This is a genomic window from Bradyrhizobium sp. CER78, assembly GCF_029846235.1.
Classification (GTDB): Bacteria; Pseudomonadota; Alphaproteobacteria; order Rhizobiales; family Xanthobacteraceae; genus Bradyrhizobium.
The window spans coordinates 1-14542 of sequence record NZ_JARVWP010000025.1; the positions used below are offsets into that span (position 1 = coordinate 1).

General features: G+C 65.8%; 12 protein-coding genes. 10 read left to right on the plus strand and 2 right to left on the minus strand.

Annotated elements, in window-relative coordinates; all coding sequences use genetic code 11:
• Positions 1 to 121: 121 nt before the first annotated feature.
• Positions 122 to 1729 (minus strand): ABC transporter substrate-binding protein, encoded by a 1608-nt coding sequence (locus tag QDT69_RS34020; RefSeq protein WP_279710844.1) that lies wholly within the window; start codon positions 1727 to 1729, stop codon positions 122 to 124.
• 245 nt (positions 1730 to 1974) lie between these two features.
• Between QDT69_RS34020 and QDT69_RS34025 the strand changes: the two genes are divergently transcribed.
• From QDT69_RS34025 to QDT69_RS34055, 7 genes are all read left to right on the plus strand, one after another.
• On the plus strand, positions 1975 to 3594 hold the full coding sequence (locus QDT69_RS34025; RefSeq protein WP_279710917.1) for an ABC transporter substrate-binding protein: 1620 nt from the start codon (positions 1975 to 1977) through the stop codon (positions 3592 to 3594).
• Positions 3595 to 3791: 197 nt separating this feature from the next.
• The gene (locus tag QDT69_RS34030) at positions 3792 to 4745 is read left to right on the plus strand and encodes an ABC transporter permease (RefSeq protein ID WP_279710845.1); all 954 of its coding nucleotides are present in this window, start codon (positions 3792 to 3794) and stop codon (positions 4743 to 4745) included.
• A 2-nt stretch (positions 4746 to 4747) separates the two neighbouring features.
• The gene (locus QDT69_RS34035) at positions 4748 to 5635 is read left to right on the plus strand and encodes an ABC transporter permease (RefSeq protein WP_279710846.1); all 888 of its coding nucleotides are present in this window, start codon (positions 4748 to 4750) and stop codon (positions 5633 to 5635) included.
• Between the two features lie 189 nt (positions 5636 to 5824).
• Positions 5825 to 6898 (plus strand): oligopeptide/dipeptide ABC transporter ATP-binding protein, encoded by a 1074-nt coding sequence (locus QDT69_RS34040; protein ID WP_279710847.1) that lies wholly within the window; start codon positions 5825 to 5827, stop codon positions 6896 to 6898.
• Positions 6895 to 7092 carry a hypothetical protein gene (locus QDT69_RS34045; protein WP_279710848.1) on the plus strand — a complete coding sequence of 66 codons (198 nt, stop codon included), beginning with the start codon at positions 6895 to 6897 and terminating at the stop codon, positions 7090 to 7092. Before QDT69_RS34040 ends, QDT69_RS34045 begins: the two co-directional genes overlap by 4 nt.
• Positions 7089 to 8501, plus strand: a complete 1413-nt coding sequence (locus tag QDT69_RS34050; RefSeq protein ID WP_279710849.1) for an amidase — start codon at positions 7089 to 7091, stop codon at positions 8499 to 8501. Before QDT69_RS34045 ends, QDT69_RS34050 begins: the two co-directional genes overlap by 4 nt.
• The gene (locus tag QDT69_RS34055; protein ID WP_279710850.1) at positions 8498 to 9475 is read left to right on the plus strand and encodes an ABC transporter ATP-binding protein; all 978 of its coding nucleotides are present in this window, start codon (positions 8498 to 8500) and stop codon (positions 9473 to 9475) included. The genes QDT69_RS34050 and QDT69_RS34055 overlap by 4 nt, the downstream gene beginning before the upstream one ends.
• Here the strand turns inward: QDT69_RS34055 and QDT69_RS34060 are convergent.
• The gene (locus QDT69_RS34060) at positions 9472 to 10380 is read right to left on the minus strand and encodes a LysR substrate-binding domain-containing protein (RefSeq protein ID WP_279710851.1); all 909 of its coding nucleotides are present in this window, start codon (positions 10378 to 10380) and stop codon (positions 9472 to 9474) included. The genes QDT69_RS34055 and QDT69_RS34060 overlap by 4 nt on opposite strands.
• A 109-nt stretch (positions 10381 to 10489) precedes the next feature.
• Here QDT69_RS34060 and QDT69_RS34065 point away from each other — a divergent pair, with 109 nt between their 5' ends.
• The 3 genes from QDT69_RS34065 to QDT69_RS34075 all read left to right on the plus strand — a co-directional run bounded on the left by QDT69_RS34065 (position 10490) and on the right by QDT69_RS34075 (position 14516).
• Positions 10490 to 11284 (plus strand): acyl-CoA thioesterase domain-containing protein, encoded by a 795-nt coding sequence (locus QDT69_RS34065; RefSeq protein WP_279710852.1) that lies wholly within the window; start codon positions 10490 to 10492, stop codon positions 11282 to 11284.
• 149 nt (positions 11285 to 11433) lie between these two features.
• Positions 11434 to 13185 (plus strand): type I secretion system permease/ATPase, encoded by a 1752-nt coding sequence (locus tag QDT69_RS34070; RefSeq protein WP_279710853.1) that lies wholly within the window; start codon positions 11434 to 11436, stop codon positions 13183 to 13185.
• Entirely contained in the window at positions 13182 to 14516 is a 1335-nt protein-coding gene (locus tag QDT69_RS34075) for an HlyD family type I secretion periplasmic adaptor subunit (protein WP_279710854.1), read from the plus strand. Before QDT69_RS34070 ends, QDT69_RS34075 begins: the two co-directional genes overlap by 4 nt.
• The last annotated feature ends 26 nt before the right edge of the window (positions 14517 to 14542 follow it).

Below are 14542 nucleotides of genomic sequence, written 5' to 3' on the forward strand. Positions count from 1 at the left end.
ACGCCGTGGCCGACGCAATGGGCAGGCGGCCAGACGGCTTCTTAACAACGCACATTGGTGGTTATGGGTCCCGGCCTTCGCCGGGACGACGATGGAAGGACGCGGACGACGGTAGAGAGATCTACTCCAATCCGATCTGCGTCAGATCCTGAAACCAGTGCTGCGCCTGCACGAAGGATTTCACCTTCGGAGACAGCGCATGCGGATTGGTGTCGTGCACCACCCACACCAGCGCGGCATCGTCGACGATCAGCGCGTGGGCCTGCGCCAGCAGCGCATCCTGTTTGGCGCCGTCGAAGGTCTGCTTGGCCTCGTCGATCAGCGCGTCGACCTTCGGATTCTTGTAGCCGCCCCAGTTGACGCCGGTCGGCGCCACTTGGCCGGAATGGAAGAACCGCACGATGGCATACAGCGGGTCCGACGTGACATAGGCGATGTTGTTGGCGGTGATGCCGGCGTTCATCTCGTCGGCCGCGCCCTTGCGCCAGTGCGAATACAGCGTCTCGAGCTCGACCACCTTGAAATCGATATCGATGCCGATCTCCTTGAAGCTCTGCTGCAGGAATTCGTTCATCGGCAGCGACAGCATCTGCCCGGTGCCGCCCTGGGCGATGATGAAGGTGGTCTTCAGCGGCTTGTCCTTGGAATAGCCGGCTTCCTCCACCAGCTTTTTCGCGGCCGCGAGGTCGTATTTCAGCTCAAAGCTCGGCTTGCCGAACCACGGGCTCGACGGGTCGACCTGGCCCTTGGCGGGCTTGGCGAGGCCATTCATCAGGCCGACCACCGCGTCGCGGTCGATCGCGAGATTGAGTGCCTTGCGCAGGCGGATGTCGGCCCATGGCGAGCCCGGCAGCACGCTCAAGTGATAATTCCAGACATGCGGCGTCACGTTGTCGACGATCCTCATGCCGGCGGCCTTGAGCTGCGGCACGGCGTCGGGCGCCGGCGTCTCGATCAGATCGACTTGACCGGCGAGCAACGCGTTGGTGCGGGTCAGCGCCTCCGGCATCGGGATCAGGATCAGCTTGTCGGCCTTTGCGAGCCGCTTCTTGTCCCAATAGTCCGGGTTCTTGGTCAGCTCGGCGAGTTCGCGCGGCACCAGCTTGGTTAGCTTGAACGGACCGGTGCCGGAGGGTTGGCTGGCGAACTTGTCCCAGTCCTTGCCGAGCTTTTCATATTGCGCGGGGCTCGAGACCAGGAACCAGAGCATCTGGTAGGGGAAGAAGGAATCGACCGTCTTGGTGGTGATCTCGACGGTGAAGTCGTCGATCTTGGCGTAGCTCGCAACCGAGGGCAGGCGGGTCTTCACCTGCGCGCTCTGCCGCTTGTCGAATTGCGGTGCCTTGTCGTTCAGCACCTTGTCGAGATTCCAGATCACGGCGTCGGCGTTGAAGTCGCTGCCGTCGTGGAATTTGACGTTCTTGCGCAGCGTGAAGCGCCACTTTGTCTTGTCGCTGTCGTCGACCTTCCATTCGGTCGCAAGCCCCGGCACCAGTTTGCCCGGCCGGTCGGCAACATCCATCTCCCAGGCGACCAGCGGATCGTAGATCGTGTAGGCCGTGAACTGATAGGCGCCGGCGCCGCGATCGGGCTGGCCGGTCGTCAGCGGAATGTCGGCCATCGAAATGCCGTAGCGCACAATGGACTCGGCCTGCGCCGACGGGGCCGGCCAGCCCGCAGCCAGGGCCAGCGCCACTGCTGCCGTCAGGATCGAATTGCGCGCGCGCATATGAAAGGCTCCGTTGGTGGGAAGTCGGAACCAAATCTTGCAAGCATGATGCCAGAATAGGCATCTTCGCACGCTTCAGGTGCGAAGTGGGAAGAAATGACGCGCCCAACGGTATTTTGCTGAAGAACTATTCCCCTTGGCACAGGCATTGCATACGCTTGCCCAAGAAATAATCACCAAAAACGTCACCAGACTTCGAAGGGGTTGCTGAGATGCGTAACAGGAAGACCAATGCGACGGCGATCATGCTGGCGCTTGCGATAGCCACTTGTATGCCGGCGATCGCTGGCGCCGAGACCGTGCTGCGCATTGGCATGACCGCTGCCGACATTCCGCGCACGCTCGGGCAGCCCGACCAGGGTTTTGAGGGCAATCGCTTCACCGGCCTGACGATGTATGACGCGCTGACGATGTGGGACCTGTCCTCGTCGGACAAGGCGAGCACATTGATCCCGGGCCTTGCCACCGAATGGAAGGTCGACGACGCCGACAAGACCAAGTGGATATTCAAGGTGCGTTCTGGTGTCAGATTTCACGACGGCTCGCCGTTCAATGCCGACGCCGTGGTCTGGAACGTCGACAAGGTCCTGAAGCAGGACGCGCCGCAATTCGATCCGAGCCAGGTCGGCGTCACCGCCTCGCGCATGCCGACCCTGGTCTCGGCGCGCAAGGTCGACGACATGACGGTGGAGCTGACCACCAAGGAGCCCGACAGCTTCCTGCCGATCAACCTCACCAATCTGTTCATGGCGAGCCCGGCCAAGTGGCAGCAGTTCTACGATAAGGCTGAAGGCGCCGATGCCAAGGCCAAGTCGCAGGCCGCATGGGCCGCGTTCGCCAAGGATGCGTCGGGCACCGGGCCCTGGAAGATGTCGAGCTTCACCCCGCGCGAGCGGCTTGAGCTGGTGAAGAACGATAACTACTGGGACAAGGCGCGGGTGCCGAAGACCGACAAGATGGTGCTGCTGCCGATGCCGGAAGCCAATGCGCGCACCGCGGCGTTGTTATCCGGCCAGGTCAACTGGATCGAGGCGCCGGCGCCGGACGCGCTGCCCGAGATCAAGCAGCGCGGCTTCAATCTCTATTCCAACGAGGAGCCGCACGTCTGGCCGTGGCAGTTCTCCCGCGTCGAGGGCTCGCCGTGGAATGACATCCGCGTCCGCAAGGCCGCCAATCTCTGCATCGATCGCGAAGGACTGCGCGACGGCCTGCTCGCGGGCCTGATGGTGCCGGCCACCGGCACGTTCGAGCCCGGACATCCCTGGCGCGGCAACCCGACCTTCCAGATCAAGTATGACAAGCCGGCTGCACAGAAGCTGATGCAGGAGGCAGGTTTCGGTCCGAACAAGAAGCTGACGGTCAAGGTCCAGACCTCGGCGTCGGGGTCGGGCCAGATGCTGCCGCTGCCGATGAACGAGTATCTGCAACAGGCGTTGGCCGAGTGCTACTTCGATGTGCAGCTCGACGTCATCGAGTGGAACACGCTGTTCACCAACTGGCGGCGCGGCACCAAGGATCCGTCGGCCAACGGCTCGAATGCGATCAACGTCACCTATGCGGCGATGGATCCGTTCTTCGCGCTGGTGCGCTTCCTGCAATCGGGCATGGCGCCGCCGGTCTCCAACAATTGGGGTTTCATCAACAATCCGAAATTCGACGAGCTCGTGAAGAAGGCCCGCCAGACCTTTGAGCCCGCCGCCCGCGACGCGGCGCTCGCCGAGCTGCACGCGGCCTCGGTCGACGACGCGGCATTCCTCTATGTCGCCCACGACGTCGCACCGCGAGTGATGAGCCCGAAGATCAAGGGCTTCGTGCAGCCGAAGAGCTGGTTCGTCGACTTCTCGCCGGTCACGGTCGCGCCGTGATGCCGGCAACGTAATCGGTGCACCCTCTCCCCTTGTGGGAGAGGGTGGCTTCGCGAATGCGAAGCCGGGTGAGGGGTTGTCTCCGCGGACGCTTCTTCCCGAATTGAACTGACTGCATCCGCGGAAAGAACCCCTCATCCGGCGCGCCTTTGCGCGCCACCTTCTCCCACAAGGGGAGAAGGAAGAGAGAACGCACCGTGCTCGCCTATACGTCCAGACGGATCGTCTACGTCATTCCGATCGTGCTCAGCGTCGCGCTGGTGTGCTTCCTGCTGGTGCACATCACGCCCGGCGATCCCTTGGTCGCGGTGCTGCCGGCCGATGCCTCGCAGGAGCTCGCCGCGCAATTGCGCACCGCCTACGGCTTCGATCGTCCATTGCCCGTGCAGTTCGGCTTGTGGCTGTGGCGCGCGATCCATGGCGATCTCGGCAATTCGATCGCGACCGGGCGGCCCGTCCTGTCGGAGGTGATGCGCGCGGTCGGCAACACCGTGATGCTGGCGATCTCGGCTGCGATGATCGGCTTCACGCTCGGTCTGCTGTTCGGGCTGATCGCCGGATATTTCCGCGACACCTGGGTCGACAAGGTCGCGACATCAATTGCCATCGCCGGCGTCTCGCTGCCGCATTACTGGCTCGGCATGGTGCTGGTCATCATCTTCTCGGTGCAGCTCAACTGGTTGCCCGCGGTCGGCGCAGGCCCCGGCGGCTCCGGCGCTTGGGCGTGGGACTGGGAGCATCTGCGTTATCTGGTGCTGCCGGCGATCACCACGTCGGTGATCCCGATGGGCATCGTCACCCGCACGGTGCGTGCGCTGACCGGCGATATCCTGAGCCAGGATTTCGTCGAGGCGCTGCGTGCCAAGGGCCTGCGCGAGACCGAGGTATTTCGCCACGTCGTCAAGAACGCGGCGCCGACCGCGCTCGCGGTGATGGGCCTGCAGCTCGGCTACATGCTCGGCGGCTCGATCCTGATCGAGACCGTGTTCTCCTGGCCGGGGTCGGGGCTGCTGCTGAATTCGGCGATCTTCCAGCGCGATCTGCCGCTGCTGCAGGGCACAATCCTGGTGCTGGCGCTGTTCTTCGTGCTGCTCAACCTCCTGGTCGACATCGCGCAGGCCGCGATCGATCCGCGTATCAAGCGGAGCTGAGTATGAGCGCAATGAGCGATACCGCATTGCAGGCCGTCCCCGCGACCAAGGCGCGCGGTTATTGGGCGACGGTTGGTCGCCGCATCCGGCGCGACAAGGTCAGCATGGCTTGCGCCGTCATCCTGTTGCTGATCTTTGCCTCGGCGCTGCTGGCGCCGTGGCTGCATCTCGCCGATCCCTATCAGGGCTCGATGATCCGTCGTCTGCGCCATATCGGCACGCCGGGCTATCCGCTCGGCACCGACGAACTCGGCCGCGATATGTTGGCGCGGCTGATCTATGGCGGACGGCTCTCGCTGGTGATCGGCATCCTGCCGGTGATCCTCGCCTTCGGGATCGGCACCTCGCTCGGCCTCGTCGCCGGCTATGTCGGCGGCAAGCTCAATACCGCGATCATGCGCACCGTCGACGTGTTCTATGCCTTTCCGTCGGTGCTGCTGGCGATCGCGATCTCGGGCGCGCTCGGCGCCGGCATCACCAATTCGATCGTGTCGCTGACCATCGTATTCGTGCCGCAGATCACCCGCGTCGCCGAAAGCGTCACCACCGGCGTCCGCAACATGGATTTCGTCGAGGCGGCGCGCGCGTCCGGCGCAGGTCCCTTCACGATCATGCGCGTGCACATGCTCGGCAATGTGCTCGGCCCGATCTTCGTCTATGCCACCGGCCTGATCTCGGTGTCGATGATCCTGGCCGCCGGTCTCTCCTTCCTCGGGCTGGGGACAAAGCCGCCGGAGCCGGAATGGGGCCTGATGCTGAATACGCTGCGCACCGCGATCTATGTCAATCCCTGGGTCGCGGCGCTGCCGGGCGCCATGATCTTCGCGGTCTCGATCTGCTTCAATCTGCTCAGCGACGGCATGCGCAGCGCCATGGACATCAGGAACTAATGCGATGACAATGCTCGCAGCCTCTCTCCGCAGCGGCGGTTCACCTCTCCCCTTGTGGGAGAGGTCAGATCGCATCGTTAGATGCGATCTGGGTGAGGGGTTACGCCCTTTCGTGGGACCTAAGGCCCTCACCCGGCGCTGCGCGCCGACCTCTCCCCAGTGGGGAGAGGTAATCCTTGCGTGCTCGACATGACCGATACAACAACTCCCATCGACATGCTGGAGCCGGTCGCCGACATCGGCGGTGCCGCGCAGCCGCTATTGCAGGTCAAGGGGCTGACCAAGCACTTCCCGGTGCGCGGCGGGCTGTTCAGCCCGCGCAAGACCGTGCGCGCCGTCGACGACGTCAGCTTTGCGGTGATGAAGGGCGAGACGGTCGGTATCGTCGGCGAATCCGGCTGCGGCAAGTCGACCACGGCGCGGCTGTTGATGCATTTGATGACGCGCGATGCCGGCGACATCATCTATGACGGAAGGCAGGTCGGTCCGTCGCTCTCGCTGCGCGATCTGCGGCGCGGCGTGCAGATGGTGTTCCAGGACAGCTACGCCTCGCTCAATCCGCGCCTCACCATCGAGGAGTCCATTGCCTTCGGACCGAAAGTCCACGGCATGGCCGATGACACGTCACGGACGCTGGCGCGGGAGCTGCTCGGCAAGGTCGGCCTGCGGCCGGAGATTTTCGCCAATCGCTATCCACACGAAGTGTCCGGCGGCCAGCGCCAGCGCGTCAATATCGCCCGCGCGCTCGCGCTGTCGCCGCGGCTCGTGATCCTCGATGAGGCAGTCTCGGCGCTCGACAAATCGGTCGAGGCGCAGGTGCTCAATCTGCTCGCCGATTTGAAGCGCGAATTCGGCCTGACCTATCTCTTCATCAGCCACGATCTCAACGTCGTGCGCTACATCTCCGACCGTGTGCTGGTGATGTATCTCGGCGAGGTCGTCGAGCTCGGTCCGGTCGATGCGGTCTGGGACGCGCCGGCGCATCCCTATACCCGCGCGCTGCTGGCGGCGATGCCGTCATCCGATCCCGACAAGCGCACCGAGGTGCCGCCGATCTCGGGCGATCCGCCCAACCCGATCGATCCGCCGTCAGGTTGCCGGTTTCACACCCGTTGTCCGTTTGCGGAGCCGCTCTGCGCAAACGACACGCCTAAACTCAGCGATCTCGATACAATGGGCCATCAAGCGGCGTGCTACATGGCCATTCCTGGCTCGGGGCACAGCCGCGCGCCGGCAAAAGCAAAAGGAGAAAACGCGGCATGACCAGACCCACTGCCAAGGACGTCAAGGTGATCGCGCACGTTGCCGACGTGCCCGCTGACGACGAAACCGCCACCCGCATCGCCAATTCGATCGGGCCGGCATTCGACGGCTTCGCCGCGATCGCCGGCACGCTGCCCTTCGATCTCGAACCCGCGAGCTTCCTGCTGGCGCAGATCGCAAAGGAGTCGAAATGACCTCTGATCCGGCCCTGATGACGCTGACCGCGGTCGCCAAGGCGATTGCCGACAAGAAGGTCTCCTCGCACGAGGTGACGCGCGCCGTGCTGCATCGCATTGCCGAGTGGCAGCCACGGCTCAATGCCTATATGGCGATCGAATCCGAACAGGCGCTTGCCGCCGCGACCGAGGCCGATGCCGCGCTCGCCAAGGGCAACAGCCGTGGCGCGCTGCACGGCGTGCCGCTGGCGCACAAGGACATGTATTATGACGCCGGCAAGGTCGTGACCTGCGGCTCGCTGATCCGCCGCGATTTCGTGCCGAAGACCACAGCGACGGCATTGCAGCGGCTGAAGGATGCCGGACAGGTCCGGCTCGGCTCGCTGCAGATGGTCGAGTTCGCCTATGGGCCGACCGGCCACAACGTGCATTACGGCCCGGTGCGCAATCCCTGGAACACCGAGCACATCACCGGCGGCTCGTCGTCGGGCTCGGGCTCGGCGGTCGCCGCGCGGCTTACGTTTGCGGCGCTCGGCTCCGACACCGGCGGCTCGGTGCGGATGCCCGCACATTTCTGCGGCGTCACCGGCCTGAAGACCACCGTTGGCCGCGTCAGCCGCGCCGGCGCGATGCCGCTGTCGCAGTCGCTCGATACCGTCGGCCCGCTGGCGCAGACCGCGGAGGACTGCGCGCTGCTGCTCGGCCTGATGGCCGGCGCCGATCCCGAGGATCTCACAGCGTCGACACAGCCGGTGCCGGACTACATGGCAGCGACCAGGCAGTCGCTGAAGGGTCTCAAGATCGGCGTGCCGACGGCATTCTATGTGGACGACCTCGATCCCGAGGTGGCGCGCATCCTCGACGAGACGGTGGCGACGTTGAAGAAGGAAGGCGCCGAGATCGTCAAGGTCGAGCTGCCCGATCAGCGCCAGCTCAGCGCCGCGTCGCAGCTGGTGCTCGCGGCCGAAGCCGCCGCCTTCCATAAACGCTGGATGATCGAGCGGCCGCAGGATTACGGCGCGCAGGTCCTGATGCGGTTGCAGAACGGCCTGACCATTCCCGCGGTCAGCTATCTCGAGGCGATGCGCTGGCGCGGTCCGGCGCTCGCGGCGCACAACGCGGCGGTCAGCGGCGTCGATGCTCTGATCGCGCCATCGGCTCCGGTGCCGGCGCCGACGATCGCCGAAAGCGACGTCGGCAACGGCCCGGGCGCGGAGGCGGTGATCCAGCGGCTCTCACGCTTCACCCGCCCGTTCAACTATCTCGGTGTGCCCTCGCTCTCGATCCCCTCGGGCTTCACCAAGACGGGTCTGCCGGTCGGCATGCAACTGGTCGGCCGCTCTTTCGAGGAAGCCGTGTTGCTCCGGATCGGCGCCGCCTTCCAGCGTGCGACCGACTTCCACGCCAGGGTCCCCAAGCTCGCATGACCAACCTCGTCGAGATCAACAACCTCAACATCCGCTTCACCGGCGATCGCACGGTCCACGCCGTGAACGATCTCAGCCTGCAGCTCGGCGAGGGCGAGGTGTTGGGGCTGCTCGGCGAGTCCGGCTCGGGCAAGAGTGTGACCTTGCGCGCGCTGATGCGGCTGCTGCCGCGGAAACGCACGCAGATCTCCGGCAGCGTGAAAGTGCTGGGCCGGGAGGTGCTGGCGATGGACGATGAGGCGCTGTCCGCATTCCGCGGCCAGACCGTCTCGATGATCTTCCAGGAGCCGGCGCTGGCGCTCGATCCGGTCTACACCATCGGCCGCCAGATCGCGGAGACGGTGATGCGTCACGAGGGCAAGAGCGAGCGCGAGGCCACCGCGCGCGCGCTCGAGATGCTCGAAGTGGTGCGGATCCCCTCGGCGAAGCGGCGCTTGGAGTCCTATCCGCACGAGATGTCGGGCGGCATGCGCCAGCGTGCGATGATCGCGCTGGCGCTGGCCTGCAAGCCGAAGATCCTGCTCGCGGACGAACCGACCACGGCGCTCGATGCCACCGTGCAGATCCAGATCCTGCTGCTGCTGCGCGAATTGCAGCGCGAGTTCGGCATGTCCGTCATCTTCGTCACCCATGACATCGGCGTCGCCATCGAGATCTGCGACCGCGTCGCGGTGATGTATGCCGGGCAGATCGTGGAGCAGGGCGCCTTGCGCGATATCGTGCGCACGCCGGTGCATCCTTACGCGAAGGGCTTGCTGGCTTCGACCATTCACGGCGCGATGCGCGGCCAGCGGCTCGAGACTATTCCCGGCACGCCGCCCTCGCTCGACCACGCGCCGGTCAGTTGCTCCTTTGCACCACGCTGCAGGTTCGCCGAGCCACGTTGCAGCGAGAGCCTGCCGCCCAGTGTGCAGGTTGCGGCCGGCCGTCTGGCACGCTGTGTCCTCGCCGAGCCAACGGCAGTGACGGTCTAGCTCGCCCGCGCGACCGCGTCGGCGATCCAGCGCCGCACCGCTGATATCCGCCGGTCCCGCGCCTGCTCGGTGCGGGAGACCAGGTAGATCGTCTCGTGCTGCGCCGGCTCGAACGCAAACGGCGCCACCAGCCGCTTGCCGAAGCCCGGCCGCACCTTGATGAGAGGCGCCAACGCCAGCGCCACGCCGAGCCCGTGCTCGGCGGCTTCCAGCATCGCCGGCACGCTGTCGAGCCACAGATGCCCGCGCGGGGCGAGATGCGGCAGCCCGGCCTCTTTCAGCCAGGCCGGCCACGCCCGCGGTTGCGTCGTGACGTGGATCAGCACCTCGCGCGACAGGTCTGCTGGCGTCCGAAGCCCTGCCTTGACCAGCGCTGGCGTGCAGACCGGCAATCCCCTGACCTGGAGCAGCGGCTCGACCCGCAGCCCGGCGGCATGTTCCCGTCCGTAGCGGATCGCGACGTCGACGCGGGAGCTGTTGAAGTCGGCATATTGATGGGTGGCCTCGATCCGCAGCGTCAGCTGCGGATGGCGACGCTTGAATTCCGGCAGCGCCGGCAGCAGCACCGCGCTGGTGAAGAACGGCAGTGAGCTGATCCACAGTTCCCCGCCGGTCTCGCCGCGTTGCCGCAGCATGTCGCGGCTCGCCTCGTCCAGCGTCGCCAGCGCCGCCGACACCTTTGCAAGGTAGCGTTCGCCGTCCGCGGTCAGCCGCACCGAGCGCGCGCCGCGGACGAACAGCCTGGTGCCGAACTGTTGTTCCAGCCCGCGGATCTGGTGGCTGATCGCCGACGGGCTCAGCGACAGGTCGCGGGCGGCGCGGCGGAAGCTGAGCTGCGTGGCGGCGCGCTCGAAGGCGAGCAGCGCCGCAAGCGGCGGGATGACCCGCGGATCGGGGGCATCCAATGGGTGAATCCTGTTTACCTCGAGTGATGAATGGCCTTTTGTCATGGCCACTATTCTTGGATCAGATTGGCCAAACGCTCAATCCCGCTCACCTCAGGGACCGCTCGCCTTGGCCATCTTCGAACCCACAGCTACGCCGCATCACTGGAGGCCTGCCGCGCTGGCGGCCGGGCCGTTCGCTGGCCTTCAGGGCGGCGCGGTCGCGAGCCTCCTGACCGCCGAGGTCGAGGCCATGGCAAATGCGCGCAATTGGGGCACCGCGATCTCGGCGTCGGCCTGGTTCCTGCGGCCGACACCGATGGCGGAGTTGCGTACGCAAGTGACGGTCGTGGCCGAAGGCGGCCGGGTCAGCGTCGTCGACAACACGCTCTGGCCGGCCGGTGAGGCGCAGCCCTGCGCGACCGTGCGGGTGACCTTGTCGCGCGACCGTGCGGTGGAGATCCCCGGCTTTCACCGCAGCGCAGCCGACCCGGTCGATCCCGTGCGCTTTCCGTTGCGCAGCCCGCATGCCGTCCATGGCCGCAGCTGGTTCATGGACGCGATGGAGGCCCGGGCCGACGGCGATGTCGCCTGGTTTCGCATGCATCATGACGTGATTGCGGATGCCGGCCCGATGGCGCAGGTGCTCGGTCCGGCCGACTGGACCCACGGCATCGCGCGCCCGGTGCAGAACGTGGTGGCCGACCCCAATCCGAACCTCGCGGTGCAGCTGTTCAGGCCGCCGCGGGGCGAGTGGATCGGCGTTCGCGCCGAAGCCCGCTGGCGCCCGGAGGTCGGGCTTGGTGTCGGCAGCGGGGTGTTGCTCGATATCGATGGCGAGGTCGGCCGGGTCTCGATGTCGGTCATTCTCGTGCCCTTTCCGGGAAGCGCCGCCGGCTCAAGCCCGGGTTCCGCGGCCGGTTAACCCTAATTATTCCGTCAACTGTCTGTGGGATCACAAAAATAGCTGGCGAACCGTGCTCTGCTCGGCGCGACTTGAAATGGACGGTGGTCACAAACGTCTGTACAACGTGGTGATCACGCAACTCTTTTGTTTTGCAGAGATCGGTTTTTATGGCAGCTGCGCCCGCTGTCCGGCGTTCCGAACTGGCTGAGGCGCTGCGCGCATGCCGCAGTGCCTTCATCGGCGTCGGCCTCATCAGTTGCATGATCAACCTGCTGTACCTGACAGGTTCGATGTTCATGCTGCAGGTCTACGACCGCGTGCTACCGAGCCGCAGCGTTCCGACCCTGGTCGGCCTCGTCGTCATCGCCGCCGTGCTCTACATCGCCCAGGGCGTGCTCGATCTGCTGCGCGGACGGATCCTCGGCCGCGTCGGCACCTCGCTCGACGAAGCCCTCAATGCGCGGGTGTTCGACACCATCGTGCGGCTGCCGCTGATAGCCGGCAATCGCAGCGAGGGACTGCAGCCGCTGCGCGACCTCGACAATGTGCGCTCCTTCCTCGGCAGCATGGGCCCCGGTGCCTTCTTCGACCTGCCCTGGCTGCCGTTCTACATGCTGATCTGCTTCGCGTTCCACTGGCTGCTCGGCGTCACGGCGCTGGTCGGCGCCATCATCCTGGTGACGCTGACGCTGATCACCGAATACATGTCGCGCACGCCGGCCAGGGAGGCGATGTCGCTCGCGGCGCGGCGCAACGATCTCGCTGCCTCCAGCCGCCGCAATGCCGAAGTGCTGGTGGCGATGGGCATGGCCGGGCGCATGAACAAGCGCTGGAACGAGGCCAACGAGGAGTATCTGTCCGGCAATCAACGTGCCAGCGACGTCACCGGCGGGCTCGGTGCGGTCGCCAAGGTGCTGCGCATGATGCTGCAGTCCGCCGTGCTCGCGGTCGGCGCCTATCTCGTGATCCACCAGGAGGCCACCGGCGGCATCATCATCGCCGGCTCGATCCTGAGCGCGCGGGCGCTGGCGCCGGTCGATCTTGCGATCGCGCATTGGAAGAGCTTCGTCGCCGCGCGTCAGAGCTGGCATCGCCTCAACCGCCTGCTGCAGCAGATTCCGGCGCGGCCGGAGCAGACGCTGCTGCAGGCGCCGGAGAAGAAGCTCACGGTCGAGGCGGTGACCATGGTCGCGCCGGGCGACCAACGTCCCATCGTGCAGGACGTCAGCTTTGCCGTCGAAGCCGGCAGCGGCGTCGGCGTGATCGGCCCGAGCGGGTCCGGCAAGTCGTCGCTGATCCGGGCGCTGGTCGGCGTCTGGGTGCCGGTGCGCGGCAAGGTGCGGCTTGACGGTGCCGCGCTCGATCAGTGGTCGTCGGATGAACTCGGCCGCTATGTCGGCTATCTGCCGCAGGATGTCGAACTGTTCGCCGGCACGGTCGCGCAGAACATCTGTAGGTTCGATCCCGAGGCCAAGTCCGACGGCATCATCGCGGCGGCCAAGGAGGCCGGCGTGCATGAGATGATCATCAAGATGCGCGAGGGCTACGACACCCAGGTCGGCGAGCAGGGCGCCGCGCTCTCCGCCGGCCAGGCCCAGCGCGTGGCGCTGGCGCGCGCGCTCTACGGCAGTCCGTTCCTGATCGTGCTGGACGAGCCGAACTCCAATCTCGACAGCGAAGGCGACGAGGCGCTGACCCGCGCGGTGCGTGGCGCTCGCGAGCGCGGCGCCGTCGTCATCGTGGTCGCGCATCGGCCGATCGGCATCGAGGGCGTCGACCAGCTGCTGGTGTTGAAGGACGGCCGCATGCAGACCTTCGGGCCGAAAGAAACCGTGCTGGCGCAGGTGCTGCAGCGCGCCGCCCCGCCGGTGCCGACGCCAATCAAGATCGTCGCCGATGCCGGGGCGGCCAAGTCATGAACGACCGCATGAACGATCGCGTCACCGTTCAACCGCGCAACGCACATGCTTCGATCAGGAAGCACCTCGTGGTCGGCCTCGCCGTGGTTCTGGTGCTGGGCGGCGGCGTCGGCGGTTGGGCGGCGACGGTGCCGATCTCGGGTGCGCTGATCGCGCCGGGCTCGGTGGTGGTCGATACCAACGTCAAGAAGGTACAGCATCCGACCGGCGGCGTCGTCGGCGAAATCCTGGCGCGCGACGGCGACACGGTCAAGGCGGGCGACGTTGTGGTGCGTCTCGACGAGACCGTCGTGAAGGCGAGCCTTGCGATCGTGGTCAAGACGCTGAACGGTCTCTATGCGCGCGCGGCCCGGCTCCAGGCCGAGCAGCAAGGCCTCGACAAGATCGCGTTTCCGCCGCAGCTCACCGAACAGGCGAGGGATCCCGACGTTCGCGATATCATGACGAGCGAAACCAAGCTGTTCGAGGTGCGGGTCAACGGCCGCGCCGGCCAGAAGGCGCAACTGCGCGAGCGCGTCACCCAGCTCAACGAGGAAATCGCCGGCCTGCAGGCGCAGGAAACCGCCAAGGACAAGGAGATCGCGCTGGTGCAGCAGGAGCTGGTCGGCGTCCGCCAGCTCTATGAGCAGCATCTGGTGCAACTCACCCGCCTGACGACACTGGAGCGGGACGCGGCGCGGCTCTCCGGCGAGCGCGCACAGTACATCGCGTCGCGCGCGCAGGCCAAGGGCAAGATCACCGAGACCGAGCTGCAGATCATACAGGTTGACAAGGACATGCTCTCGGAGGTCTCGAAGGACCTGCGCGAGGCCAACGACAAGATCGGCGAGTTCGTCGAGCGCAAGGTGACCGCCGAAGACCAGCTCCGTCGCATCGACATCCGGGCGCCGCAGGATGGCGTCGTGCTGCAATCCACCGTCCACACCGTCGGCGGCGTCATCACCGCGGGCGATGCGATCATGATGATCGTGCCGAGGGCCGACGACCTGTCGGTCGAGGCCAAGGTCAATCCGCAGGACATCGACAAGCTTCAGGTCGGACAGAAGACGGTGCTACGGCTCTCCGCCTTCAACCAGCGCACCACGCCGGAGCTGAACGGCGTCGTTACCCGCGTCTCCGCCGACACCACAACCGACCAGCGCACCGGGCAGAGCTACTACACCATCCGCGTCTCGATGCCGCCGGAAGAGGTCGCGCGCCTCGGCAGCGAGGTGAAGATCATCCCCGGCATGCCGGTGGAGGCTTTCGTCCAGACCGGCGACCGCACCATGCTGTCGTATCTGATGAAGCCGCTGAGCGACCAGTTCATGCGCTCGTTCCGCGAGAAGTAGGTTAGCGAGCTAGATAATTGACCCCG

Bases quoted from the DNA above. Each gene is read 5' to 3' on its own strand.
- QDT69_RS34020 (WP_279710844.1), bottom strand. From the start codon at position 1,729: ATGCGCGCGCGCAATTCGATCCTGACGGCAGCAGTGGCGCTGGCCCTG.
- QDT69_RS34025 (WP_279710917.1), top strand. From the start codon at position 1,975: ATGCTGGCGCTTGCGATAGCCACTTGTATGCCGGCGATCGCTGGCGCC.
- QDT69_RS34035 (WP_279710846.1), top strand. From the start codon at position 4,748: ATGAGCGCAATGAGCGATACCGCATTGCAGGCCGTCCCCGCGACCAAG.
- QDT69_RS34040 (WP_279710847.1), top strand. From the start codon at position 5,825: ATGACCGATACAACAACTCCCATCGACATGCTGGAGCCGGTCGCCGAC.
- QDT69_RS34045 (WP_279710848.1), top strand. From the start codon at position 6,895: ATGACCAGACCCACTGCCAAGGACGTCAAGGTGATCGCGCACGTTGCC.
- QDT69_RS34050 (WP_279710849.1), top strand. From the start codon at position 7,089: ATGACCTCTGATCCGGCCCTGATGACGCTGACCGCGGTCGCCAAGGCG.
- QDT69_RS34055 (WP_279710850.1), top strand. From the start codon at position 8,498: ATGACCAACCTCGTCGAGATCAACAACCTCAACATCCGCTTCACCGGC.
- QDT69_RS34070 (WP_279710853.1), top strand. From the start codon at position 11,434: ATGGCAGCTGCGCCCGCTGTCCGGCGTTCCGAACTGGCTGAGGCGCTG.
- QDT69_RS34075 (WP_279710854.1), top strand. From the start codon at position 13,182: ATGAACGACCGCATGAACGATCGCGTCACCGTTCAACCGCGCAACGCA.